Annotated in this window: 19 protein-coding genes and 1 pseudogene; 13 read left to right on the forward strand and 7 right to left on the reverse strand. The window is 72.1% G+C overall.

Translation table 11 applies throughout. The features are described 5' to 3' along the window. Window positions 1-177 precede the first annotated feature (177 nt). The 4 genes from secA2 to KZ829_RS26115 all read left to right on the forward strand — a co-directional run bounded on the left by secA2 (window position 178) and on the right by KZ829_RS26115 (window position 6,304). Entirely contained in the window at window positions 178-2,412 is a 2,235-nt protein-coding gene (gene secA2, locus KZ829_RS26100; protein WP_220146545.1) for an accessory Sec system translocase SecA2, read from the forward strand. 10 nt (window positions 2,413-2,422) lie between these two features. Then, window positions 2,423-2,971, forward strand: coding sequence for a flavoprotein (locus tag KZ829_RS26105; RefSeq protein ID WP_372453897.1), 549 nt, complete (start codon window positions 2,423-2,425; stop codon window positions 2,969-2,971). Beyond that, complete coding sequence (locus tag KZ829_RS26110; RefSeq protein ID WP_220146547.1) at window positions 2,953-4,257, forward strand: tetratricopeptide repeat protein; 1,305 nt, start codon at window positions 2,953-2,955, stop codon at window positions 4,255-4,257. Before KZ829_RS26105 ends, KZ829_RS26110 begins: the two co-directional genes overlap by 19 nt. A 166-nt stretch (window positions 4,258-4,423) precedes the next feature. Then, the gene (locus KZ829_RS26115) at window positions 4,424-6,304 is read left to right on the forward strand and encodes an L-lactate permease (protein ID WP_220146548.1); all 1,881 of its coding nucleotides are present in this window, start codon (window positions 4,424-4,426) and stop codon (window positions 6,302-6,304) included. 226 nt (window positions 6,305-6,530) lie between these two features. Here KZ829_RS26115 and KZ829_RS44635 read toward each other — a convergent pair. Next, window positions 6,531-6,701 (reverse strand): annotated as a pseudogene (locus KZ829_RS44635) (AraC family transcriptional regulator); the annotation flags it as partial. A gap of 29 nt (window positions 6,702-6,730) precedes the next feature. On the opposite strand from KZ829_RS44635, the gene KZ829_RS26120 reads away from it, so the two are divergent. Then, window positions 6,731-6,973: a DUF2000 family protein gene (locus KZ829_RS26120; protein ID WP_372453898.1), complete on the forward strand. Its 243-nt coding sequence runs from the start codon at window positions 6,731-6,733 to the stop codon at window positions 6,971-6,973. Here KZ829_RS26120 and KZ829_RS26125 read toward each other — a convergent pair. Further along, entirely contained in the window at window positions 6,913-7,908 is a 996-nt protein-coding gene (locus KZ829_RS26125) for an Acg family FMN-binding oxidoreductase (protein ID WP_220146549.1), read from the reverse strand. The genes KZ829_RS26120 and KZ829_RS26125 overlap by 61 nt on opposite strands. Before the next feature lie 182 nt (window positions 7,909-8,090). On the opposite strand from KZ829_RS26125, the gene KZ829_RS26130 reads away from it, so the two are divergent. Next, window positions 8,091-8,729, forward strand: a complete 639-nt coding sequence (locus tag KZ829_RS26130; RefSeq protein ID WP_220146550.1) for a VanZ family protein — start codon at window positions 8,091-8,093, stop codon at window positions 8,727-8,729. On the opposite strand, the gene KZ829_RS26135 is transcribed toward KZ829_RS26130, so the two are convergent. Both KZ829_RS26135 and KZ829_RS26140 read right to left on the reverse strand, forming a co-directional pair. After that, complete coding sequence (locus KZ829_RS26135) at window positions 8,710-9,588, reverse strand: metallophosphoesterase (protein ID WP_220146551.1); 879 nt, start codon at window positions 9,586-9,588, stop codon at window positions 8,710-8,712. The two genes, KZ829_RS26130 and KZ829_RS26135, sit on opposite strands and share 20 nt — an antisense overlap. 176 nt (window positions 9,589-9,764) lie before the next feature. Then, the gene (locus KZ829_RS26140; RefSeq protein ID WP_246636262.1) at window positions 9,765-10,979 is read right to left on the reverse strand and encodes an ROK family transcriptional regulator; all 1,215 of its coding nucleotides are present in this window, start codon (window positions 10,977-10,979) and stop codon (window positions 9,765-9,767) included. A 270-nt stretch (window positions 10,980-11,249) separates the two neighbouring features. Between KZ829_RS26140 and chvE the strand changes: the two genes are divergently transcribed. The 4 genes from chvE to KZ829_RS26160 all read left to right on the forward strand — a co-directional run bounded on the left by chvE (window position 11,250) and on the right by KZ829_RS26160 (window position 16,216). Continuing rightward, window positions 11,250-12,359: a multiple monosaccharide ABC transporter substrate-binding protein gene (chvE, locus tag KZ829_RS26145; RefSeq protein ID WP_220146553.1), complete on the forward strand. Its 1,110-nt coding sequence runs from the start codon at window positions 11,250-11,252 to the stop codon at window positions 12,357-12,359. 65 nt (window positions 12,360-12,424) lie between these two features. After that, complete coding sequence (mmsA, locus tag KZ829_RS26150) at window positions 12,425-13,978, forward strand: multiple monosaccharide ABC transporter ATP-binding protein (RefSeq protein ID WP_220146554.1); 1,554 nt, start codon at window positions 12,425-12,427, stop codon at window positions 13,976-13,978. Continuing rightward, window positions 13,975-15,204 carry a multiple monosaccharide ABC transporter permease gene (mmsB, locus tag KZ829_RS26155; RefSeq protein ID WP_220146555.1) on the forward strand — a complete coding sequence of 410 codons (1,230 nt, stop codon included), beginning with the start codon at window positions 13,975-13,977 and terminating at the stop codon, window positions 15,202-15,204. The genes mmsA and mmsB overlap by 4 nt, the downstream gene beginning before the upstream one ends. Window positions 15,205-15,307: 103 nt before the next feature. Continuing rightward, on the forward strand, window positions 15,308-16,216 hold the full coding sequence (locus KZ829_RS26160; RefSeq protein ID WP_220146556.1) for an alpha/beta hydrolase: 909 nt from the start codon (window positions 15,308-15,310) through the stop codon (window positions 16,214-16,216). Between the two features lie 148 nt (window positions 16,217-16,364). On the opposite strand, the gene KZ829_RS26165 is transcribed toward KZ829_RS26160, so the two are convergent. After that, entirely contained in the window at window positions 16,365-17,312 is a 948-nt protein-coding gene (locus KZ829_RS26165) for a LysR family transcriptional regulator (RefSeq protein WP_220146557.1), read from the reverse strand. A 141-nt stretch (window positions 17,313-17,453) separates the two neighbouring features. On the opposite strand from KZ829_RS26165, the gene KZ829_RS26170 reads away from it, so the two are divergent. The 3 genes from KZ829_RS26170 to KZ829_RS26180 all read left to right on the forward strand — a co-directional run bounded on the left by KZ829_RS26170 (window position 17,454) and on the right by KZ829_RS26180 (window position 20,190). Continuing rightward, window positions 17,454-18,419 (forward strand): Acg family FMN-binding oxidoreductase, encoded by a 966-nt coding sequence (locus KZ829_RS26170; protein ID WP_220146558.1) that lies wholly within the window; start codon window positions 17,454-17,456, stop codon window positions 18,417-18,419. Between the two features lie 9 nt (window positions 18,420-18,428). Continuing rightward, window positions 18,429-19,358 carry a LysR family transcriptional regulator gene (locus KZ829_RS26175; protein WP_220146559.1) on the forward strand — a complete coding sequence of 310 codons (930 nt, stop codon included), beginning with the start codon at window positions 18,429-18,431 and terminating at the stop codon, window positions 19,356-19,358. A 211-nt stretch (window positions 19,359-19,569) separates the two neighbouring features. Next, window positions 19,570-20,190, forward strand: a complete 621-nt coding sequence (locus tag KZ829_RS26180; protein ID WP_220146560.1) for a TetR/AcrR family transcriptional regulator — start codon at window positions 19,570-19,572, stop codon at window positions 20,188-20,190. Window positions 20,191-20,251: 61 nt separating this feature from the next. Here KZ829_RS26180 and KZ829_RS26185 read toward each other — a convergent pair whose 3' ends face one another. Then, window positions 20,252-21,880 (reverse strand): ABC transporter ATP-binding protein, encoded by a 1,629-nt coding sequence (locus KZ829_RS26185; protein ID WP_308285664.1) that lies wholly within the window; start codon window positions 21,878-21,880, stop codon window positions 20,252-20,254. Further along, window positions 21,877-23,436: an ABC transporter ATP-binding protein gene (locus KZ829_RS26190; RefSeq protein ID WP_220146561.1), complete on the reverse strand. Its 1,560-nt coding sequence runs from the start codon at window positions 23,434-23,436 to the stop codon at window positions 21,877-21,879. Before KZ829_RS26190 ends, KZ829_RS26185 begins: the two co-directional genes overlap by 4 nt. Between the last annotated feature and the right edge of the window lie 102 nt (window positions 23,437-23,538).

Consider the following 23,538-nt stretch of genomic DNA (forward strand, 5'->3'; position numbering starts at 1 on the left):
CGGGCGGCTGGCGCCGCACGGTCCGACCCGGTGGCGCCGCACGGGTCACCGGGTCAGGCCGGCTTCCAGGGGCGGGCTGGGGGGCTGACTTCCGGGGCATCTGGGGTGATCGACTTTTGGGGTGGGGTGCGCGGGTCGGGCAGAGTGGGCGTCGACACGGGCGGGTGAGGGGACACGATGGCGCTTCCGGGATGGTTGGAGTCCGCACGTCGATGGGTGGTCCGGCCACCGGGCAGCACCGTTGATCTCGGTGCGCTGTGGGCCGAGGTGGCGCGTGCCGGGGACCTGGAGGCCGAGGTCGCCCGGCTCGACGACAGCGCCCTGGTGGGCAGGGCCCGGGGCGGGCGGGCGGAGTTCTGCGCCGTCGCCCGGGAGGCGGCGCGCCGGGAGCTGGGGCTGCGGGCGTACGACGAACAGCTCGTCGGCGCCCTGGCGCTGATCGACGGCCGGGTGGCGCAGATGGCCACCGGCGAGGGCAAGACGCTGACCGCCGCGATCGCCGCCGCCGCGCTCAGCGCCGACGGGCCGGTGCACGTGCTGACCGTCAACGACTACCTGGCCCGGCGCGACACCGAATGGATGTGGCCGCTCTACCAGCGGCTCGGCGTCTCGGTCGGCTGGGTCACCGAGAAGTCCACGGTCGCGCAGCGGCGGGCCGCCTACGCGCGGGACGTCACCTACGTGTCGGTGAACGAGGCCGGCTTCGACCTCCTGCGCGACGGGTTGTGCACCGACGTCGCCGACCGGGTGCAGGGCCCGCTCGGCGCGGTGATCGTCGACGAGGCCGACGCGGTGCTGGTGGACGAGGCCCGCGTACCCCTCGTTCTGGCTGGATCGACGCTCGCCGGACCGGATCTCGCGCTCGGGATGGCCGGGGTGGTCCGTGACCTCAGGCCCGGTGACCATTACGTGCTCGCCGAACAGGACCGGGCCGTGCACCTGACCGCCGACGGCATCGCCGCGGTCGAGAAGGCGCTGGGTGTCGAGCTGTACGCCGTGCAGAACCTGGACCTGCTCACCGCCGCCAACCTGGCCCTGCATGCCGAGGCGCTGCTCACCCGGGACGTCGACTACATCGTCCGGGACGGCCGGGTGGAGCTGGTCGACGGCTTCCGCGGCCGGGTCGCCCAGCGGCGCCGCTGGCCGGACGGCCTCCAGTCGGCGGTCGAGGCGAAGGAGGGCCTGACCGGCAGCGGCGGCGGCAGCATCCTGGCGACGATCACGCTCCAGGCGTTCCTCAACCGGTACTCGCGGGTCGCCGGCATGACCGGCACCGCCCTCGGCGTCGGCGAACAGCTGCGGGAGCACTACCGGCTGGAGATCGCCGTCCTGCCGCCGCACCGGCCGTGCATTCGCCGTGACGAGCCGGACCGGACGTACCGCACCGCCGGCCAGCGCGACGAGGCGGTGATCGCCGAGGTCACCGCCGTCCACGCGACCGGCCGGCCGATCCTGCTGGCCACCCCGGCGGTCGCCGACTCGGAGGCCCTCGGCGAGCGGCTGCGGGAGGCCGGGTTCGCGTGCACCGTACTGAACGCGAAGAACGACGCCGAGGAGGCCGTGATCGTCGCGGAGGCCGGCGCGATCGGGGCCGTCACCGTCTCCACCCAGATGACCGGGCGTGGCGTCGACATCCGGCTCGGCGGCAGTGACCAGCGCGATCACGACCGGGTGGCGGCGCTCGGCGGCCTCTACGTGATCGGGGTGGGCCGCCACGACAGCGCCCGGATCGACGACCAGATCCGTGGCCGCGCCGGACGGCAGGGCGACCCCGGCGGCTCGGTCTTCTTCGTCAGCCTCGACGACGACCTGATCACGAGGTACGCGCCGGCCAAGTCGCCGGTGGTCGCCGACGCCCAGCGGATCGCCGAACAGGTCAACCTGGAGATCCACCGCAACACGTGGCGCTACCACTACCTGCTGGAACAGCACCGGGTGGCGATGGCCGACCGGCGCGAACAGGTGCTCACCACCGACCGGGGCAGCGAGATCCTGGCCGGGCTGCGATCCGCCGAACACGCGGCGCTGGTCCGCCTGCACGGCGCCGACCGGGTCGCGGCGGTCGCCCGTACCATCGTGCTGCACCATCTGGACACCGCCTGGGCCGACTACCTGGGCTTCATCGGCGAGCTGCGCGAGGGCATCCACCTGCGGGCCGTCGCCAACCTGGATCCGCTCGACGAGTTCCACCGCGCCGCCGTACCGGAGTTCCGCCGCCTGATCCCCGACGCCGAGGAACGGGCGGCCGCCGTGTTCGCGGCCCTCGACCCGTCCGGCGCCGACTGGACCGCCGCCGGCCTGGGCCTCGACCGCCCCAGCGCCACCTGGACCTATGTGGTCGACGACGACGCCCTCGGCACCGACATGAGCCACTTCCTCGCCGGGCTGATCGACCTGTTCCGTACCAGGTGATAGATCTTGAATCGTGACTGACGAGGGTCGAACCCTGTACGTGATCGTCTCCGCGGCCGGCGTCGCCGCCGACGTCGGCCGCCTCGTCACGCTCGCCCGGGCCGACGGGTGGACGGTGCAGGTGATCGCCACCCCGTCGGCGCTGGCGTTCATCGACACCGAGGAGCTGGAGACGCGGACCGGGCGCCCGGTCCGCAGCCGCTACCGGGCGCCCGGCGACCCGCGCCCACCCCGGGCGAACGCCATCGTCGTGGCGCCGGCCACCTACAACACGATCAACAAGTTCGCCCAGGGCCACGCCGACAACTACGCCCTCGGCCTGCTCGCCGAAGCGCCCGGCCTGGGCATCCCGGTGGTGGTCCTGCCGTGCGTGCAGACCGCCCTGGCCTCCCGGATCCCGTTCCGCGCCAGCGTGGACCAGCTCCGCGCCGAAGGCGTCCGCGTCCTGTTCGGCCCCGGCGAGTTCGAACCCCACGAACCCGGCGCCCTCACCGACTTCCCCTGGCACCTGGCCGTCCAGGCGCTGCGCGAGGAGACGACATGGACGCCCCCGACCTGAGCCTTCCGCCCCGGCTGGCGTCCACTCTCGCCGACCACGGATTCCTCGGCGAGCTGCGCCGCGAGGCGGCGGCCGGCGACTTCCACTGCGCCGACGCGCTGGCCGCCCGCGTGGACGTCGGCGAGGCGCTGGAGCTGTACCGGCCGTTCGCGGCGGCCGGCCGGTGGGAACCGAACGCCCGGATCGCCGACCGCCTCGCCGGCAGCGGGGACATCGACGCGGCGGTCGCCGTCGTCCGCTCGTTCGCCGAGACGGGAGAACCCGCGGCGACGGACCGGTTGGTGACGCTTCTCGCCGACAGCGGCCGCGTCGACGAGGCGGTCGCTGTCGTGCGCCGAAACCCGGAGAACGCACCGGTCGCGCGGGTCGCCACCCTGTTGGCGGGGCTGGACCGGACCGCCGAGGCGATCGATCTGCTGCTGCCGCGGGTCGCCGAGGGGAAGCACGTCCGCACGCTGGTCGAGATCACCGCGGGCAGCGGGTGGGACGAACGAGTCGTCGCGGCCCTGCTGCCACTCGGCGTGCCGGGACCGCTGGCCGAGGTGCTTCACCGGCAGGGGCGTGCCGACGAGGCGATCGCCGTGCTGCGGGCCGCGTATTCCGACGGGCAGAACTACCACGTCGGTCTCATCGAGATGCTCGCCGACCTGCTGTTCGAGCACGACCCGGACGGTCTGCGCGAGTTCATCGCCGGGGACGGGGGCGTCTTCGCCGCCCGCCGGCTGGCGGTCCACCTCGAGGGACAGGGCCGCGTCGACGAGGCAGCGGAGATCCTCCGGGTGGACGATGTGTGGCTGCTGGGCGAGTTCCTCGCCCGGCACGGTCGGGTCGACGAGGCGATCGAGGTGCTCTACCCGGGCGGGGTTCGCGGCGCCGATCACCTGCCGGTGCTGTGCGGGCTGCTCGCCGACCGGGGCCGCTTCGACGAGGCCCTCGCCATCGTCGACGCGCTGCTCGAAAGCACCGGCGGAACCGGCCACGACCTCATCGGGCAGCGGTTGGCGATGCTCTCCGCACAGGGGCGGCGGGCTCAGGCCATCGCGGAGGCTCCCCTCGACGACTGGTTCGCCCGCGGGTGGGTCGCCGAGCTGCTGGTGGAGGAGGGGCGGCTCGACGATGCGGTCGCGTTGCTGTGGCCGTACCGGACAGAGGCGAACGAAGGCATCGCGCTGGCCTGCCTGATGGTCCGGCAGGGCCGCGCCGAGGAGGCGATCGCCGTGGCCCGCGCCCGCGAACGCCCGGAACCACCGCGGTACGACCCACGTTTCTCCGAACCGCCGTTCTGACGCTCGCCCGCGGCGCGTTTCATCGCTTCGTTGCGCGGAGCTGATTCCCGCGCCGGGCAATGAGACTAGCCTCCTAGGATGCTGTAGGGGGTGTGGGCTGGCCCGGTTCGTGTTGCGGTTTGCCGGGAGGGGGCTAGATTGCGGCCAAGGTGATCGATGACCCTGGATGGCTGTCATGTTCGAACAGTTCCAGATCGTGACCGACCCGGTGGCCGGCTCCGTCGCGCTCTCCGCGATCTTCGCCTCGCTGCCACTGCTGACGCTGTTCGTACTGCTCGGCGTGGTACGGATGCGGGCCTGGCTGGCCGGGATCGTCTCGCTCGGTGTGGCCCTCGTGGTGGCGGTCGCCGTCTACTCGATGCCGGCCGGGCAGGCGCTGCTGTCGGCCAGTGAAGGGGCGGCGTTCGGCTTCTTCCCGATCCTGTGGATCGTCATCAACGCGATCTGGGTGTACAACCTGACCGTCGTGAGCGGGCACTTCGACGTGCTGCGCCGGTCGATGGAACGGGTCAGCCCGGACATGCGGATCCAGGCGATCATCGTGGCCTTCTGCTTCGGGGCGCTCCTGGAAGCCCTTGCCGGATTCGGTACGCCGGTGGCGGTGACCGTGGTGATGCTGATGGCGCTCGGGTTCCGGCCGTTGCGGGCCGCCGCCGTGGCGCTGATCGCCAACACGGCGCCGGTCGCGTACGGGGCGCTAGCCACCCCGATCGTCACGCTCGGCACGGTGACGTCCGGGGCGGTGGCCGATCCGCGGCTGAACACCGACACACTCGGGGCGATGGTCGGCCGGCAGACCCCGATCCTGGCGGTCGTCGTACCCCTGGTGCTGGTGGCCGTGGTCGACGGGCGCCGCGGCGTGCGGCAGACCTGGCCGGTCGCCCTGGTCGCGGGTCTGACGTTCGGTGTCGGGCAGTTCGTGGCGTCGAACTACGTCTCGGTGCCGCTCACCGACATCATCGCCGCACTGGTGTCGGCCGCGGCGGTGGTCCTGCTGCTGCGCGTCTGGCGGCCGTCCGAGTCGCCCGACCTGCACGCCACCGCCCCGGAAGCCGCTCCGTCCCGGCCCGCCGAGTCCGGTGCGGGCCGGGACAGCGGGCCAGCGGCCAGCGGTACCGGCCCGTCGGGTGGTCCGAGCGAGGGCGGTCCGGCGGGTGCCGGCGTTTCCGCGGGTACGAGTGGTCCGGTGGGCGTGGACGGCCCAGCCGGTGGGCCGGCTGCCGGGGGCGACCCGGCGGAGGTGGGCGGCGAGCGGGTGCCGGCCGGGGCGGCGACGGTGACGGAGGTGCGGCGGGATCCGCCCGTGGAGGTGTTCCGCGCGTACGCGCCGTACCTGATCATCATCGTGATCTTCTCGATCGCGAATCTGGGGCCGGTCAAGGAGGCGCTGGCGCAGGAGCCGTGGACGGTGGTGTTCCCGTGGCCGGGGCTGGACGTGCTGGGCGCCGACGGCAAGCCGCTGTCCTCGACGAACTTCACGTTCGGGTGGCTGCCCGCGGCCGGCACTCTGATGATCCTGGCGGGCATCCTCACGGCGCTGGTGCTGCGGATTCGGCCGGGTGCGGCGGTCCGGGCCTACGGACGTACCTATGTGGAGTTGCGCCAGGCGATCGTGACCGTGATGGCGGTGCTGGCTCTCGCGTACGTTCTGAATCAATCTGGCCAGACCGCGACGTTGGGTGAGCTTTTCGCCCAGGCCGGCGTGGTGTTCGTGTTCCTGTCGTCGATTCTGGGGTGGATCGGTGTGGCGGTGACCGGTTCGGACACCTCGTCTAACGCGCTGTTCGGCGCGTTGCAGGTGCAGACGGCGACGAAGGCGGGCCTGGATCCGGTGCTGCTGGCGGCGGCGAACTCGTCCGGTGGCGTGCTCGGCAAGATGATCAGTCCGCAGAACCTGGCGATCGCGGCGTCGGCGGTCGGCATGGCCGGTAAGGAGGGTGACATCTTCCGCCGGGTGGTCGGCTGGAGTCTGGTGCTGCTGGTGTTCATGTGCGTTCTGGTGACGTTGCAGGGCACTCCGGTGCTCGATTGGATGGTGCCGCGATAGAGGGGGAGTGGCGGCGCGCCGGACTGGAGCGGTTTCAGCGGGTCCGGTGCCCACGGGGGCGTGATCGTGTGCGCGTTCGTGCCTACCGGGTGGGGACGGCTGGCGTTCGTGACCGAGGTGCGGACGGTCGACTGCCGGGTGGATGGCGAGATCACCTGCTGGCACCGGGACGGGTGGCCGGGCACGAAGGCGGGCATCTCTGCGCCGATCTTGGACGCTAAGCCACCGAATTCGGTGGCTTAGCGTCCAAGATCGGCGCGGGCAGCTGGTCGGCGTCCAGGTAGAGGACGCGGGGCGGTGGGACGGTGACCAGGTCGCCGAAGGCGCCGCGTTCGTGGCGGTCCAGGTCGTAGCGGACTGCGCCGTCGTCGACGAGCAGGACCGTCCACGTGCCGTGGGTGGCTGGTGCTCCAGGGTGGTGAGGAGGTGCTGGCGGCGGCGCACGGCCGGGCGCTGGGCCGGGACGGGGTGCGGATGTCGGTGTTCACCTCGGATCTGTTCACGACCGGCCACGACGCGGCGAACCGGGCGGCGGTCCGCGCGGTGCGGACCGCCGATCTGGATCTGGTGGGCCTGGCCGGGGCCGCGCAACGGGGTGGACCGGGTGGTCAAGGGCGCGGTGATGCATCCGTGAGGCGGGGGTGCGGGGATGCGTCTGTGAAGCCGTAGTGGGTGGTCTCCGTCTCCGGTCGCCGTGGGGCGGCCGGGGGTGGTCCGTCGTCGACCGGGTAGCCGAGGCGGACGACCAGGTAGGGGTGGCCGGTGGTGCCGATCAGGGTGGCGAGGATGGAGCGGGGCCAGGGGGCTTCGACGAGTTCGCTCATCGGGGAGCAGGCGACGCCGCGGACGGTGGCGGTGAGCAGCAGGGCGGAGAGGGCGGCGCCGGCGCGTAGCCAGTCGTCGGGGTCGTCGCTGTGCAGGACGACGTAGCGGGCGCCGATGTCGGAGGCGGCGGCGGAGACGGAGAAGCCGCCGCCTGAGCCGGGTGCGAAGTCGCGCATCGGGACGCGGCGCAGGGTGGCGGTGGCGGTGGTCGCGGTGGGGATGCCGTCGCCGTATCCGGTGGGGCGGTCGGTCCAGGTGGCGACTTCGGCGCGCAGTCCGGGGCGGTGGGCGGCGTCGGAGGCGGCGCGGGAGGTGGCGGTGGCCAGCAGGGGGAGCTCGTCACGGCGTACCGGGCGCAGGTGGAGGCCTTGGGCGGCGACGGCTTTGCACAGGTCGGCGATGATCTCGTCGCCGGGGGTCTGTGAGCCGAAGGCTCGCCGGTCGGTGCGCCGGTGGGTGATGGCGGCGGCGAGGTCGGTGTGGCGGGGTGTGTCCGGTGGCCCGAGGGTGAGGCGGGCGAGGGGGTCGGTGCCGTGTTCGACGGTGACCTGCCGGCCCTGTGCCTGGATGGCGACGGTCGCGTGGTGCAGTGCGGCGCCGCAGCTGAGCAGCATGAGGTGGTGGTCGGGGTCGAGGTACGGCAGTGCCCTGGTGGTGTCCGGGCGCAGTTCGGCGGTGTGCCGGCCGATGTGCCACTGCCAGGGCTGGGTGTTGAGGATCGACGGCGCGTGCCGGGCGAGGCGGGCGGCGTGTGCGAGGACTGCCGTGCGGGACGTCATGGTCTCAGGGTGGGCCGTCCGGTGCGGTGCGGGCAGGGTCGGAGGTCCCGGCCGTTTCGCCCCGACGGGCCGCACAGTGAGGAGTTCACCTTCCCGGCTCCGACCGAGGCCGGCGTGATGGTTTCGTGAAGGTTCCGTGTGCCGGGTCGCGCCGGGTTCGGGGCCGCGCCTAGGTTTCGGTCATGAGCGCGGGGGACTGGTTCGGGACGATCACCGGGGTGGTGGCGATCACGGTGGCGGTGCTGCCGCTGGTGGTGCTGGGGGTGTGGTCGCTGGCGCGCCGTCGCCGAGCGGCGGGTGTGGTGTGGCCGTGGCGGCGGTCGCTGGCCGAGGTCGGGATCGTCTACGGGACGGTGCCGTGGGTGTGGATGATCATGACGCCGGGCGGCCGGGCCGGTGAGGTCTCCGGCCGGGTGAGCCTGGTGCCGCTGCGGGACCTGGTGACGATCTTCGGGGGCGGCTGGCTGACGATCACCGTTCAGGTGGTGGCGAACATGCTGGTGTTCGCGGCGCTGGGGGCGTTCGGGCCGCTGCTGTTCCCGGCGTTGCGGTCGGTGTGGCGGGTGCTGGCGCTGGCGGCGGCCGCATCGTTCCTGCTGGAGGCGGCACAGTATGTCCTGAGGCTGGACCGGGTGTCCTCGGTGGACGACGTGCTGCTGAACGCGGCGGGCGCCGGGCTGGCCGCACTGGCGTCGCGCCGCTGGTGGTCACCGGGTCGTCAGCCAGGGGTGGCCGGGGTGCGCCCGGGTGAGCAGGTGGGACAGGAACTGCCGGCGGGGCGGTCGATCACTCATCGGCTGGTCAGGCCAGGTCGGCGATGATGCGGGACAGGGCGGGCGTGTCCATCTCGTAGGCGGTCTCGCCCTGGTGGGGGTCGCGGGCGTGCAGGGTGTGCAGGATCGGGGCGGTCGGGACGGACAGGTCGACCAGGGTGGCGGAGGCGCCCTTGACGGCGCGTTCGGTGCCGGGGGCGGCGGTCAGGTCGATGCGGTTGACGACGCCGGGGGTGACCCAGGTGGGTACGCCGCCGAGCAGGCCGAAGATCTGCAGGTGGAAGTGGCCGCAGAGGATCAGGCGGACGTCGGTGCCGGTGATCACGGCGGCCAGTGCGGCGGGGTCGCGCAGGCCGAGGTGGTGCTGGACGGCGACGCCGGGGACGGCGATCGGCGGGTGGTGGAAGGCCAGGGTGGTGCCGTTGGGGGCCGGGGTGGCGAGCAGGCCGGCGAGCCAGTCGAGCTGGGTGGTGCTGATCTGGCCGGAGCCCTTGCCGGGGATGAGCGAGTCGAGGGTGACGATGCGGTGGCCGGCGATGGTGGTGGTGGCGGCGCGTTCGCCGGTGGGGGAGTCGAGGTGGCCGGCGGGCCGGGGGTTACCGTCGGGGCCGAGGTGGCCGGTGCCGAGGATCTTGGTGAAGGCGGCGCGTTCGTCGTGGTTGCCGGTGGTGAACAGGGCGGGGATGCCGCGGGGGCCGGTGAACTCGGTGATGATGGCGCGGGCGTCGGTGTAGGCCTCGGGGGTGCCGTCGTCGGCGATGTCGCCGGTGATCACGACGGCGTCGAGGCCGGGGATCTGGCGGCAGTCGTGCAGGATGCGGCGCAGGGATTCGCGGGGGTCGACGCCGGTGGGGTTGGGGCCGGGCTCGCGGGTGAGGTGGGTGTCCGACAGGTGAAGGATGCGCACGTTCACACGCTAGGCGGGGCCGGGATGGCGGCTCAACGGGGTTTCCCGGGGGCTGGACCACCGATCTGCGCCCGGTGGGCGCGGCACGGGCGTGCGTGGGCAGGCGCTCGCGTGGAGCCGGCGGGACGGCCGGGGGTGCGGTCGGGGGCGGCGGACGCCGTACAGGAAATGGGTCTTCAGCGGTTGAGCCAGCGCAGTGGGTCGCCGATGACGTCGTGGATGACCGAGCGGGCGGCGCCGATGGCGGGGGCTTCGGGGCCGTAGGTGGCGACTTCGACGGTGGGGCGGGCCCAGGGTGCGCCGAGGAACTGGGTGGCGACCTCGCGTTCGACTTCGGGGGCGATCCAGGGGGCCAGGTCGCGGTAGATGCCGCCGAGGACGACGTGGCCGAGGTCGAGCAGGTTGAGGCAGCCGGCGAGGGTGGCGCCGAGGACCTGGCCGGCGCGGGTGAGGGCGGCGAGGGTGGCCGGGTCGTCGGCGCGGGCGCGGTCGGCGATGAGGGCGACGGTGGGGCGGACGCCGAGGGCGGTGCCGGGGTCGGAGGGGACGCCGGCGGCGCGCAGGATGGCTTCCTGGCCGGCATAGCGTTCGAGGCAGCCGCGGCGTCCGCAGGGGCATGGGGGGCCGTTGCGGTCGACGGTGAGGTGGCCGATCTCGCCGGACCATCCGTGGGTGCCGCGGTAGAGGCGGCCGTCCAGGACGATGCCGGCGCCGACGCCGATCTGGCCGCTGACGTAGAGGTAGCTGGCGCGGGCGTGCAGCAGGCCGGGTTCGGAGAGTGCGGCGAAGTTGGCCTCGTTGTCGAGCAGGCCGTGGACGTCGGCGGGGAGCACCTCGGTGACGGCGAGGTCGCGCCAGCCGAGGTTGGGGGCGAGGGTGACGGTGGCGCGGTCGCGGTCGACGATGCCGGGGACCGCGATGGCGCTGCCGCAGAGGGTGAGTTCGTCGGCGTGGGCGGCGGCGTGGGCGGCGCGGGAGAGCGTGTTGATGCGGTCGAGGATCTCGGTCATGGTGTGGCCGCGCTGGTCCTCGGCGACGACGTGCTTGTAGCGGACGGCGCCGGTGAGGTCGACGACGCAGACGGCGGTGTAGTCGACGTTGACGTCGACGCCGAGGCCGGCGGGGCCGTCGTCGCGCAGGGCGAGGGCGGTGGCGGGGCGGCCGGCGCGGGCGCGCGGGGTGGCGCCGGTCTCTTTCACGAGACCACCCGTGATCAGCTCGTCGATCAGGCTGGAAGCTGTGGACCGGTTGAGGCCGGTGCGGGCGGCGATGTCGGCGCGGGAGATCTGTCCGGAGGCCTCGGCGACGTGGCGCAGGGCCAGTGACAGGTGGGTGGCGCGCGGGTTGACCGCGGTCGTGTCGTGACGCCGTCGGACGGTTCCGGCATGCATCGCGGCTCCTCTCACGCGTCGTGCAGACACCATAGCGGTCCGTGTAATTCGGGACCCGCGCGGTTATGTCACCAGGCCCAACAAATACGATGGTCACTCTGGGTTAGCTCTAACGGCGCTTAAGCCCGTTTTCATCACGGTGAGTGTTACGCAGCCGTTACGAACCCCCGCGTGAAAGATGATCGCGTTACCCGTATGTTGTGCCCAGCAACAAATCGAAGCCTCAGTGGCCCGCCGTTGTCGCGGGCCCTATAGAAAGGAGACGTCGAGGTGTCCAAGAACTTCCGGGTCCTCGCGTCCGTCGCGATCGCCGCTTCGCTGGCCGCGACCTCCGCTTGCAGCAACACCCGCGACGAGGAGGCCTCGTCCGCCTCCACCTCGAACCTGATCGGCATCGCGATGCCGCAGAAGAGCCTCGAGCGCTGGAACAAGGACGGCTCGCACCTCGACGAGATCCTCAAGAAGGCGGGCTACGAGACCTCGCTGCAGCACGCCGACAGCGTCGAGCAGCAGATCACGCAGATCCAGAACATGATCAACCAGAACCCGAAGGTTCTGGTCGTCGCCTCCATCGACGGCACCGCGCTGGCGCCGGCGCTGGAGAAGGCCGCCGAGAAGAAGGTCAAGGTCATCGCCTATGACCGTCTGATCAACTCGACCCCGAACGTCGACTTCTACGCGACCTTCGACAACTACCTGGTCGGCAAGCTCCAGGGCCAGTTCATCGAGGAGAAGCTGGGCCTCAAGGACGGCAAGGGCCCGTTCAACCTCGAGGCGTTCGCCGGCTCCGCCGACGACAACAACGCCAAGTTCTTCTTCTCCGGCGCGTGGGACGTGCTCAAGCCGTACATCGACAGCGGCAAGCTGGTCGTCCCGTCGGGCAAGAAGCCGGCCACCAACGAGGAGTGGACCACCGTGTCCGTCCAGGGTTGGAAGACCGAGACCGCGCAGTCCGAGATGGACAACCGCCTGAACTCGTTCTACACCGGCGGCAAGAAGGTCAACGTCGTCCTGTCCCCGAACGACTCGCTGGCGCTGGGCATCGCGCAGTCGCTGGAGAGCAAGGGCTACAAGACCGGCGCCGACTACCCGATCATCACCGGTCAGGACGCCGACCTGGCGAACACCAAGAACGTTCTCGCCGACAAGCAGGCGATGACCGTCTGGAAGGACACCCGCTCCCTGGGTGACCAGGTCGCCAAGATGATCGACGCGATCGTCAAGGGCGGCACCGTCGAGGTCAACGACGAGAAGACCTACAACAACGGTGTCAAGGTCGTCCCGTCCTACCTGCTCCCGCCGGTCGTCGTCACCAAGGACGACGTCAAGACCAAGCTGGTCGACTCCGGCTTCTACACCGCCGACAAGCTCGGCCTGTAAGTCTCCCGTAGCCGGGCCCCGCGAGGGGCCCGGCTTTTGGAACTCGAGAGCAAGCGAGTTGTGCGATGGCCAACGACACCACCCCGATCCTGGAGATGCGGGGGATCACCAAGACCTTCCCGGGCGTCAAGGCGCTCTCGGACGTCACCCTCGGCGTCGCCCGGGGTGAGGTCCACGCCATTTGCGGTGAGAACGGCGCGGGCAAGTCCACCCTCATGAAGGTGCTGTCGGGTGTCTACCCGCACGGCAGCTACGACGGCGACATCGTCTTCGAGGGCGAGACCTGCCGGTTCAAGACGACCCGTGACTCCGAGGAGCGCGGCATCGTCATCATCCACCAGGAGCTGGCGCTCAGCCCGTACCTGTCGATCGCCGAGAACATCTTCCTCGGCAACGAGCGGGCACGCGGTGGCGTCGTCAACTGGGCGCAGACCAACAAGCAGGCCGCCGACCTGCTCGCCCGGGTCGGGCTGGACGAATCCCCGGACACCAGGATCCAGGACATCGGCGTCGGCAAGCAGCAGCTCGTGGAGATCGCCAAGGCGCTCTCCAAGCGGGTCAAGCTGCTCATCCTCGACGAGCCCACCGCGGCGCTCAACGACGAGGACTCCGCGCACCTGCTCGACCTGATCCGCCACCTCAAGGGCCAGGGGATCACGTCGATCATCATCTCGCACAAGCTCAACGAGATCGCCGCGATCGCCGACAGCACGACGATCATCCGCGACGGCCAGAGCATCGAGACCATGGCCATGCACGGCGCCGAGCCGGTCACCGAGGAGCGCATCATCCGCGCCATGGTCGGCCGTGACCTGGAGAACCGCTACCCGGCGCACACCCCGACCATCGGCGAGGAGGTGCTGCGGATCGAGAACTGGACCGTGCACCACCCGGCCGACCGCAGCCGGGTCGTCGTCGACAACGCCGACCTGAACGTGCGCGGCGGCGAGATCGTCGGCATCGCCGGGCTGATGGGCGCCGGCCGCACCGAGCTGGCCATGAGCATCTTCGGCCGCAGCTGGGGCGCCGACATCTCCGGCAAGCTGTTCCTGCACGGCAAACCGGTGTCGATCAAGACCGTGGACGCGGCCATCGAGCACGGCATCGCGTACGCCACCGAGGACCGCAAGCACTACGGCCTCAACCTGATCGACGACATCAAGCGCAACACCTCGGCCGCCAAGCTCAAGCGCATCACCTCCGGTGGCGTGGTCGACGCCGGCCGCGAGGTCGTCATGGCCGAGCAGTTCCGCAAGGACATGAAGACCAAGGCCAACAGCGTGGACGTGGTCGTCGGCAAGCTGTCCGGCGGCAACCAGCAGAAGGTCGTGCTCGCCAAGTGGCTCTTCGCCGAGCCCGAGGTGCTGATCCTCGACGAGCCCACCCGCGGCATCGACGTCGGCGCCAAGTACGAGATCTACGAGATCATCAACAAGCTCGCGGACTCCGGTAAGGCCGTCATCGTGATCTCCTCGGAGTTGCCCGAGCTGCTCGGCATCTGCGACCGGATCTACGCGATGAGCCAGGGCCGGATCACCGGGCAACTTCCCCGCGCCGAGGCCAGCCAGGAGAGCCTCATGCGCTACATGACCATGGAGAAGAGCGGAGCAACGCGGTGAGCGCCACCACCACGCTCGAGCAGCCGAAGGCACAGCCCGAGCCCCCCAAGAAGAACGACGGTGGGTCGCTCAAGGCCTACCTCGGTCAGAACATCCAGCAGTACGGCATGATCGCGGCCCTGCTCGTCATCGTCGCCTACTTCCAGTGGTCGACCGACGGGCTGATGCTCAACCCGGACAACATCGCGGCGCTGATCCAGCAGAACGCGTACGTGTTCGTCCTGACCATCGGCATGGTCATGGTCATCGTGGCCGGGCACATCGACCTGTCGGTCGGTTCCGTGGTCGCGTTCGTCGGCGGCATCTGCGCCGTCCTGATCACCGACTTCGAGCTGTCGTGGCCCCTCGCGGTCGCCATCTCGATCGTGATCGGCGGTCTGGTCGGCTGCTGGCAGGGCTTCTGGGTCGCCTACGCGGGCATCCCGGCCTTCATCGTCACCCTCGGCGGCATGCTGCTGTTCCGCGGTCTGGCCATCGTCATCCTCGAGCAGACCGTCGCCGGCCTGCCCAGCGGCTTCAACGACATCAGCAACGGCTCGCTGCCGGCGTCGCTGGGCTACCTCGGCAACCTCGACGGCATCACGGTGTTCATCGGCGTGTTCGCCTTCGCCGGCCTGACCATCGCCCAGCTGCGGGCCCGCCGCGAGCTGACCAAGCTGGACCTGCGCACCGAGCCGTTCGCCGCGTTCGCCGGCAAGCTCGTGCTGTCCGCCCTGGCCATCGGCGCGATCACCTACCTGCTCGCGTCCAGCGCCGGCGGCACCCCGATCGTGCTGATCATCGTCGGCGTGCTGGTGCTGATCTACACGTTCCTGATGAACAACACGATCTTCGGCCGGCACATCTACGCGATGGGCGGCAACCTGCCCGCCGCGATGCTCTCCGGTGTGAAGACCAAGCGGGTCAACTTCCTGATCTTCGTGAACATGGGCCTGCTCGCCGGCGTCGCCGCGGTCATCACCACCTCCCGGGCCGGTGCCGGCATCGCCGCCGCCGGTACCAACTACGAGCTGGACGCGATCGCCGCGGCCTTCATCGGCGGAACCTCCGTCAACGGCGGCATCGGCAAGATCACCGGCGCGATCACCGGTGCCCTGATCATGGGCGTGCTCAACATGGGCCTGTCCATCATGGGCACCGACCCCGCCTACCAGCAGGTGATCAAGGGCCTCGTCCTGATCGCCGCCGTCGCGCTCGACATCCTCAACAAGCGGCGCGGCAAGTAAGACCTTTCAGGGGGTTGCGGCGCCGCACGGTGGACAGACCGGGCGGCGCCGCTCTTTTGCCTCACGGGGGTAGCGTCGCCTTCTCCGAAGAGGAGGCGATCTCTTGTTCCCACCGCACCAGAACGATCCACGGATGTACGGCGTACCCGAACCGGTCACCGAGAACGGCCACCTGATCTGGCGGGACGCCGGATTCGGCTGGATGCCCGGCGTCCGCGCGCTCACCCTCGACCTGTACCGGCCCTCCGGCGGCGGCCCGCACCCGCTGCTCATCTGGATCCACGGCGGCGCCTGGCTGCTCGGCAACAAGGGCGAAGCGCCGATGCTCGCCCACGGCCGCATCACCGAACGGCTCCTCGAGAACGGGTACGCCGTCGCGCGCGTCACCTACCGGCTCAGCGCCGAAGCCAAGATGCCCGCCCAGCTGCACGACGTCAAAGCGGCCGTCCGCTGGCTGCGCCACCACGCCGCGGCGCTCGGCCTCGACCAGGGCCGCTTCGGCGCCTGGGGCGAATCCGCCGGCGGCCACCTCGCCTCGATGCTCGCGCTCACCGGCGACGACCCCACGCTGGTCGGCGACGTCGGCATCCTCGGCGTCTCCGACGCGATCCAGAGCGCGATCATCTGGTACGGGCCCGGCAACCTGCTCAGCATGGCCGCCCAGAACCACCCGCGCGGCACCCAGGACCACGACGCCGCCGACTCGCCGGAGAGCCTGCTCATCGGCGGCCCGGTCCAGCAACTGCCAGCCGCGGCGGCCGCGGCCAGCCCGGTCAGCTACGTGTCCGCCGCCGCGCCGCCGATGCTGCTCGTGCACGGCGACGAGGACCGGGTGGTGCCCGCCGGACAGACCCGGGAACTGTACGACCGGCTCCACGCGGCCGGCGCGCCCGTCACGTTGCGCCTGGTCACGGGCGCCGACCACGGCCTGACCGGCGCCGACCTGCCGGCCGAGGTGACCGCCGCCCTCGCCCACCTCGACCGCACCCTGCGCGCGCCCGTACTGCCGTAGCTCCCGGCCGGCTCCCAGCGCTGTCCCGAGGCCGTTGATCAAGCGCTGAGAGCCAGCCGGGATTCAGCGGCCGCCGTGCCCCGGCGCCAGCACCTCGGGCGCCAGCGTCCGCATGAGCAGCGATCCCTGCCATGCCGGAAACGGGGCGTCACCGCTCGCCCGGCTGGTCCGCCGGTTCGGTCTCGACCGCGACCGCCACGTCGTAGAGCAGCCGGCGCAGCCAGGCCACGCCGGGATCCTTCTCCCGGCCGGCGTGCCAGTGCGCGGCCTCGGTGATCCGGACGGTGTCCAGCGGCGTCGACGCGATCGCCAGGTCCAGGAAGCCGAGGCAGCGGTGGGCCAGCCGGGACGGCACGAACGCGCACATCTCGGTGCCGGCCACCGCGTACGGCAGCGTCAGCAGACTGGTGACCCGCACCAGCACGGTCCGGCCGGCGAGCCCGGACCGCTCCAGGATGATCTCCAGTGGCCGTTTGAGCTCGCCCGCGGCGGAGAACTCGGCCACCGCGTGCGCCATCACGCTCAGGTCGGCGGCGCTCAGCTCGCCGTCCTTGAGCCGTGGGTTGTCGCGGGACACGATGCACACCAGGTGATCGGTGAAGACCGGCTGGGTCTGGCCGGGGAACGCGAACCCGAGCGGCCCGATGATCAGATCCCGGCGCATCAGCCGGGTCCCCGGATGCGGGCCCTCCAGGGTGTCCAGCGCGACCGAGCAGCCGGGCGCCTGCTCGGCCACCAGGCGGATCAGCGGCTCGGCGAGGACGGTCATCGCGTACTCCGACATGCTGACGGTGAACCGGCGGGTGCTGGACGCCTCGTCGAACTCCCGCTGCGTGCCGAGCAGCGCCTCGGCGGCCTCCACCGCCTCGGCCACGGCCGGCCGAAGACGCTGCGCCAGCGGGCTCAGGTCGAAGCCGCGGCCGGACCGGACCAGCAGCTCGTCGCCGAAGTGCCGGCGCAGCCGGGTCAGCGCGCTGCTCATCGCCGACTGGCTCATCGTCGTCCGCTCACCGGCGTGGGTGAGGTTGCGCTCCTCGATCAGGGCGTGCAGCGACAGCAGCAGGTTCGCGTCGACCTCACGCAACCGCTCCTTCACCGGACATCCCCTCCCGAGCGCACTGTACCGGCCGGCCGGGACGGTGCCGGGACCTCCGGCCCTGGTGGGCGGGACCCGGTTCGCGGTCTCGTGGAGGGGACGCGGCCGGGCCGGCCGCCACTGTCGGAAGGGGGTTGCCCGATGACCACGCCGTTCGCCCCACCGTCGCGCAGGGTTCTCACCGATTGCGTGCGGTCGGCCACCACCGCGCCGTCGCTGCACAACAGCCAGCCCTGGCGGTTCCGGATCGTGCCGCCGGCGGTCGAGGTGTACGCCGACCCGGGCCGCCGCCTGCCGGTCACCGACCCGGACGGCCGCGAACAGCTGATCAGCGTCGGCGCCGCGGTGTTCACGCTGCGCCTGGCGATCCGGCGGGCCGGCTACCAGGTGCGCTGTGAGCTGCTGCCGGGCCCGGACGAGCCGGCGCCGGCCGCCCGGGTCACCGCGGGCCGGCCGGTGGCCGTCGACGCGACGACCGAGGCGCTGGCCGCGGCGATCCCGTACCGGCACACCAACCGGTGGCCGTTCGCGCGGGTCGCGGTGCCGGCCGGCGCGATCGAGAAGCTGCGCGACGCCGCCGAGCGGGAGGGCGCGGTGCTGACCGTCGCCGACCCCGCCGGCCGGGACGCGATCCTGGGCCTGGCCCGTGTCGCCGACCAGCGGCTGCGCGAACGCGACGACTACGCCGCCGAGATCAGCCGGTGGACCGGCCGGGCGGCCCGCCACGACGGGGTGCCGGCGTGGGCGTACGGGCCGGGCGATGCTCTCGGGGTGATGCCGGTCCGCGACGGCGCCGGGACCCTCGCGGTGGCCCGGGCGCCCGTGGCGTTCGAGCCGCACCCGACCGTGCTGGTGCTGGCCACCGACGGCGACACCGACGCGGACCGGCTGTGCGCCGGGCAGGCGCTGCAACGGGTGCTGCTGACCGCCACCTGGCTGGGCCTGGCCGCCACCCCGATCAGCCAGCCGGTCGAGGTGCCGGAGATCCGCGCGCTGCTCACCCGCCGGCCGGCGCAGATGGTGCTGCGTATCGGCTACGGCGGCGTCGCCGGGCACACCCCGCGCCGGCCGGTGAACCGGGTGCTGGTGGACGAGCCGCCGGGGTAACCTCCGGCCATGACGCTGGGCGGCACCGATCTGAACCTGCTGCTGTTCCTGCGTGTCCTGCTGGAGGAGGGCAACGTGACCCGGGCCGGGGCACGCCTCGAGGTGGGCCAGCCCGCGATGAGCGCCGCCCTGGCCAAGCTGCGCCGCCGCTTCGACGACGAGTTGCTGGTCCGGGCCGGCCGGGACTACGAGCTGACGCCGTTCGCCCGTGACCTGCTGCCGGAGGTGCAGCGGGCGGTCCGGCTGATCGCCCGCGCCCTGGAGCTGGAGGACCACTTCGACGCCGCCACCAGCGAGCGGACGTTCCGGCTGGCGATGAGCGACTACGCGATCGCCGTGCTGCACGAGCCGCTGGTCCGGCTGCTGCGGGCTGCCGCTCCCGGGGTGCGGCTGTCGATCGAGCGGATCGGGCCGAAGGCGCGTACGTCGTCGCGGACCCTGCTGGAGTTCGACGCCCTGGTCGCGCCGCTCGGCTTCGGGTTCCCCGGGCAGCGGCGGATGCTGTGGCGCGACCGGATGGTGCTGATCGCCGACCGGCGGCATCCCCGGCTGGCCGGCGGCGGCCTGACCCTGGCCGATCTGGCCGAGCTGCCGCACGCCGTGGCGACGTTCGGGCCGGGCATCCTCACCCCGGTCGACCGGGTGTTCGGCGAGCACGGCATCGACCGGCGGATCGTCCTGCAGGTGCCCGGGTTCCTGCCGCTGGCGTTCGTCATCGAGGGCACCGAGATGGTGGCGGTGGTGCCGGAACGGCTGGCCCGGCTGCACCTGGCGCCGGGCGGCCCGATCACGGTGATCGAGCCGCCGTTCGGTGAGGTGCTGCTGGCCGAGGGCTACTGGTACGGCCGGGACCGGCTGGCCGACCCGGCGCACCGCTGGCTGTTCGCCCGGTTCGACGCGCTGGCCGCCGAGTTGAAGGCCACGCCAGGTAGCCGGTGAACAGCCGGTCCGGGTCCCGGACGTCGAGGGTCTCCCGGTGGCGGCGCTCGGCGTCGTCGGAGAGCACCCGCATCGGCCGCCGCCGCAGATCGCTGTCACCCAGGTAGGCGCCGACGACGACTTCGTCGGCGTGCCGAACTACGAACGACTGCACTTACCGCAAGCGGGCCCTGAACGGCTGACGCATCGCCCCATCCGCGAGGATGGGGCGATGCCCCCGAATGCCGGCCGGCCGGCGCGCCTGTCCCTGGACGCGATCGTCGCCGCGGCCACCCGCATCCTCGAGACCGAGGGCCTGGAGAAGCTGTCGATGCGGCGGCTCGCCACCGACCTGGGCAGCGCGCCGATGGCCGTCTACCACCACGTGCGCGACAAGGACGACCTGCTCGTGCACGTGATGGAGTCGCAGGCGCGGGCCATGCCGCGCCCCTCGTTCCCGGACGATCCGCGGGAGCGGCTGATCGAGGCGTCGGTGCTGCTCTACGAGCTGCTCGCGGAACGGCCGTGGATCGTCGAGGTGCTGACCGGCAAGGATCTGATCGGCCCGTCCGCGTTGTGGATCGTGGAGGCGATGATCGGCGCGGCCGCCGACCACGGGTGCTCCGGCGACGACGCCGTCTTCGTCTACCGGACGATCTGGTTCTACATCGTCGGCGACCTGGTGATCCGGGTCGCCCGCCACGGCCGGGTCGGCGAGAACGAGACGGTCGCCGCCCTGACCGTGGACACGCATCCCCGGCTCGCGGCGGTCGCCGGGCGCTGGGCCGAGCTCAACGCCCGCGACACCCACCGCCGGGGCATCACCGCGATCGTCAACGGTTTGCTGGGGTGACGCTTTGTTACCGGTTCGCCGGCGTGACCCTTTGTTACCGGTTCGCGGGCGTGACCCTTTGTTACCGGTTCGCCGGCGTGACCCCGCAGAACTCGGCGTAGCGGCCGCCGAGCGCCAGCAGCTCCTCGTGGGTGCCGTCCTCGACGATCCGGCCCTCGTCGAGGAAGACGATCCGGTCGGCGCGGCGGACCGTGCCCATCCGGTGCGCGACCATCACCACGGTCCGGCCGGCCATCAGGCGTTCGATGCCGTCGTGCACGGCCGCCTCGTTCTCCGGATCCAGCGCCGAGGTCACCTCGTCGAGCAGCACGATCGGGGCGTCCTTGAGCAGCGCGCGGGCGATCGACACCCGCTGGCGCTCACCACCGGACAGCCGGGCGCCGCCCTCGCCGACGGTCGTGTCCCAGCCGCTCGGCAGCCGGGCGGCGGTCAATACGGCCCGCACCTCGGCGTCGGTGGCTTCGGGGCGGCCCAGCCGTACGTTGTCCTCGATCGTCCCGTCGAACAGGTAGGTGTCCTGGAAGACGATCGCGATCCGGGACATCAGCTCGTCCGGCGCGATGTCGCGGACGTCCACGCCGCCGACGCGTACCGTGCCGTCCCCGACGTCGTGGAACCGGGCGATGAGCTGAAACAACGTCGTCTTCCCGGCGCCGGACGGGCCGACCACGGCCAGGCGCTGACCCTGCGGCACCGACAGCGACAGCCCGGTGAGGCCGCGGAAGGAGACGCCGTCGAACTCCAGGTCGTCGCGGTCCGGCCGGACCGGATGCCCGACCTCCGGCAGCGGCGCGGTGCGCAGCACCCGGTCGAGCCGCTCCAGTTCGGTTCGCGCGGCCCGCAGCTTGCCGCCGATGTCGGTCAGCGAGAGCAGCGGGTCGGCGGCGCGGGCCGCCAGCACCAGGATCGCCAGCAGTTCGGCCGTGCCGAGGTGGCCGCCGAGCGCCAGGTACGCGCCGAGGGCCAGCACGGCGGTGAAGGCCGTCTGCACGGTGAAGGCCATGCCGACCGCCCCGGGCAGCACCGACAGCGCCCGGCGGCGTGACGCCCGTTCGAGATCCCGGAGCGTATCGTCGAGCAGCGCGAACCGCTCGCCGGTCCGTCCGCCCGCGCGCAGCACCGGCTGGGCCTGAAGGAACTCGACGACCCGGGCGGCGGCCTCGTCACTGACCTCGGCGTGCCCGTCGGCGGCCGGCCGCTTCCGGACGGCCAGCAGCACCAGCGGGGCGGCGGCGAGCGCGGCCAGGCCGAGCCGCCAGTCGTAGGCGGTGATCACCACGACGATCGTCAGCGGGGTCACGCACGCCGCGATGAACGGGCCGAGCAGGTGCGCCGACACGCCCAGTGCGGCGAGCAGACCCCGGCTGGCCAGGCCGGACACCTCGCCGACGCGGGCCTTGTCGTACCAGCCCAGCGGCAGCCGGGCCAGATGGTCGCCGAGCCGGTGGTACATGCCGCGCAGCAGGGTGGTGCCGACCCGCATGCCGGACAGGTCGGCCGCGTAGCGCAGCACGCCGAGCCCGGCCACGGCGGCCGCGAGACCGGCCAGCCACGGCCATGCGGCCGCCGGGTCTTTCAGGATCGGCACGATCAGGGCGTAGAGCAGACCTTCCAGGAAGGCGGCGGCGGTCATCAAGGCGATGGGTACGGCGTACGCGGCGCCGCCCGCCCGGAGCAGTGTGCGGATCACCGGATCACCCCGTTCTCCAGGTGTACGACGGTGTCGGCGGCCGCGATCGTCTCCGGCCGGTGGGCGATCACCAGAACCGTCCGGCCCCGCAGGCCCGCGAGGGTGTCCCGGATCGCCCGGTCGGTCACCGGATCGGCGAAGGCGGTCGCCTCGTCCAGCACCAGCACCGGGGTGTCCGCGATCAGTGCCCGGGCCAGGGCGATCCGCTGCGCCTCCCCGCCGGAGAGGGTGGCCTGCTCACCGAGCACCGTGTCGTACCCGTGCGGAAGCCGCAGAATCCGGTCATGGATGTGCGCGAGCCGCGCGGCCCGCACCACGTCGTCGAAGCTCGCGTGCGGAACGGCGAGCGCGATGTTGTCGGCCACCGAGGTGCGCAGCAACCGCACGTCCTGGAAGACGAACGCGATCCGCCGGTACAGCTCCCGGGACCCGATGTCGCGCAGGTCCGTCCCGCCGAGCAGCACCGTCCCGCCGGCCGGATCGAAGAACCGCGGCAACAACCGCACCAGCGTCGACTTCCCGCCACCGGACGGCCCGGTCAGCGCCGTGACGGTCCCCGGTTCGAGTACCAGGTCGACGCCGCGCAGCACCTCCGGCCCGTCGTCGTAGGCGAACCGCACCCCACGCAACTCCACCCGGTCGCCGTCCGGCAGCACCGGCTGTTCCGGTTCGGGCAACGGCGGCGTCGCCAGCACGGCCCGGATCCGGCCGACCGCCCGCCCGGCCGCCTGCAGATCGTCGAATCCGTGCCCGAGTGCCGCCACCGGGGCGGTCAACCCCATCCCCAGCAGCAGGAACGGCAGTAGATCGGCGGGCGCCAGATCACCCGAGGTGATCAGGATCGTGCCGCCGGTCAGCACGGCCAGCAGCACCACCGGCGGCGACAGCGCCAGCTGCATCCCGGCCGCGACCGCCGACACCCCGCGCACCCAGCGGGTGAACACCTCGGTGAACTCGTCGGCCGCCGCCACGAACCGGCGGTGCGCCCGCCCGGCCCCGCCGAACGCCTTCACCACCGCGATGCCCTGCACGAACTCGACAACGGCGGCCGCGATCCGGCCCATCGCCGCGTCGTAGGCGTGCTGCTCCCGCACCCGGGCCGGCAGCATCAGCAGCGGCACGAGCGCCACCGCCACCAGCACCGGAACCAGGGTGATCAGGGTGAGCCGCCAGTCGACGCCCAGCAGATAGACCAGCGACACCAGCGGCACGACGAACGCGGCGGTCAGCTCACCGGGCGCATGCGCGATGAACGGGTGCACCGCGTCCACGTCCTCGCCGGCGACCCGGGCCAGCTCCCCGCTGCGGCGCCGCCCGAACCAGCCGATCGGCGCCCGTCCCAGCGTGGCGGCCAGCTCGCGCCGCAGCCCGAGCTGCACCTCACCGTCGAGAACATGCCCGAGCCCGGCCGACGCCCCGGTGAACGCGAGCCGCACCAGCAGACCGGCGGCGCCGGCCAGCACGACGGTCCAGACGTGGGCGCGGTCGGGCGGGCCGGGCGACAGCAGGACGCGGCCCAGCTCGGCGACGGCGAGCAACGGCGCGAGCCCGGCCACGGCCCCCACCACCTGAAGACCCGCGACCAGAGCGAATTTCGGCCCATGGGGGCACAAGACGTCGGCGACCATCACTCTCCCTCCGTTTTTGTACGCGTACGA

The sequence above is a fragment of the Actinoplanes hulinensis genome, from assembly GCF_019429605.1.
In the GTDB taxonomy this organism is placed as follows: domain Bacteria; phylum Actinomycetota; class Actinomycetes; order Mycobacteriales; family Micromonosporaceae; genus Actinoplanes; species Actinoplanes campanulatus.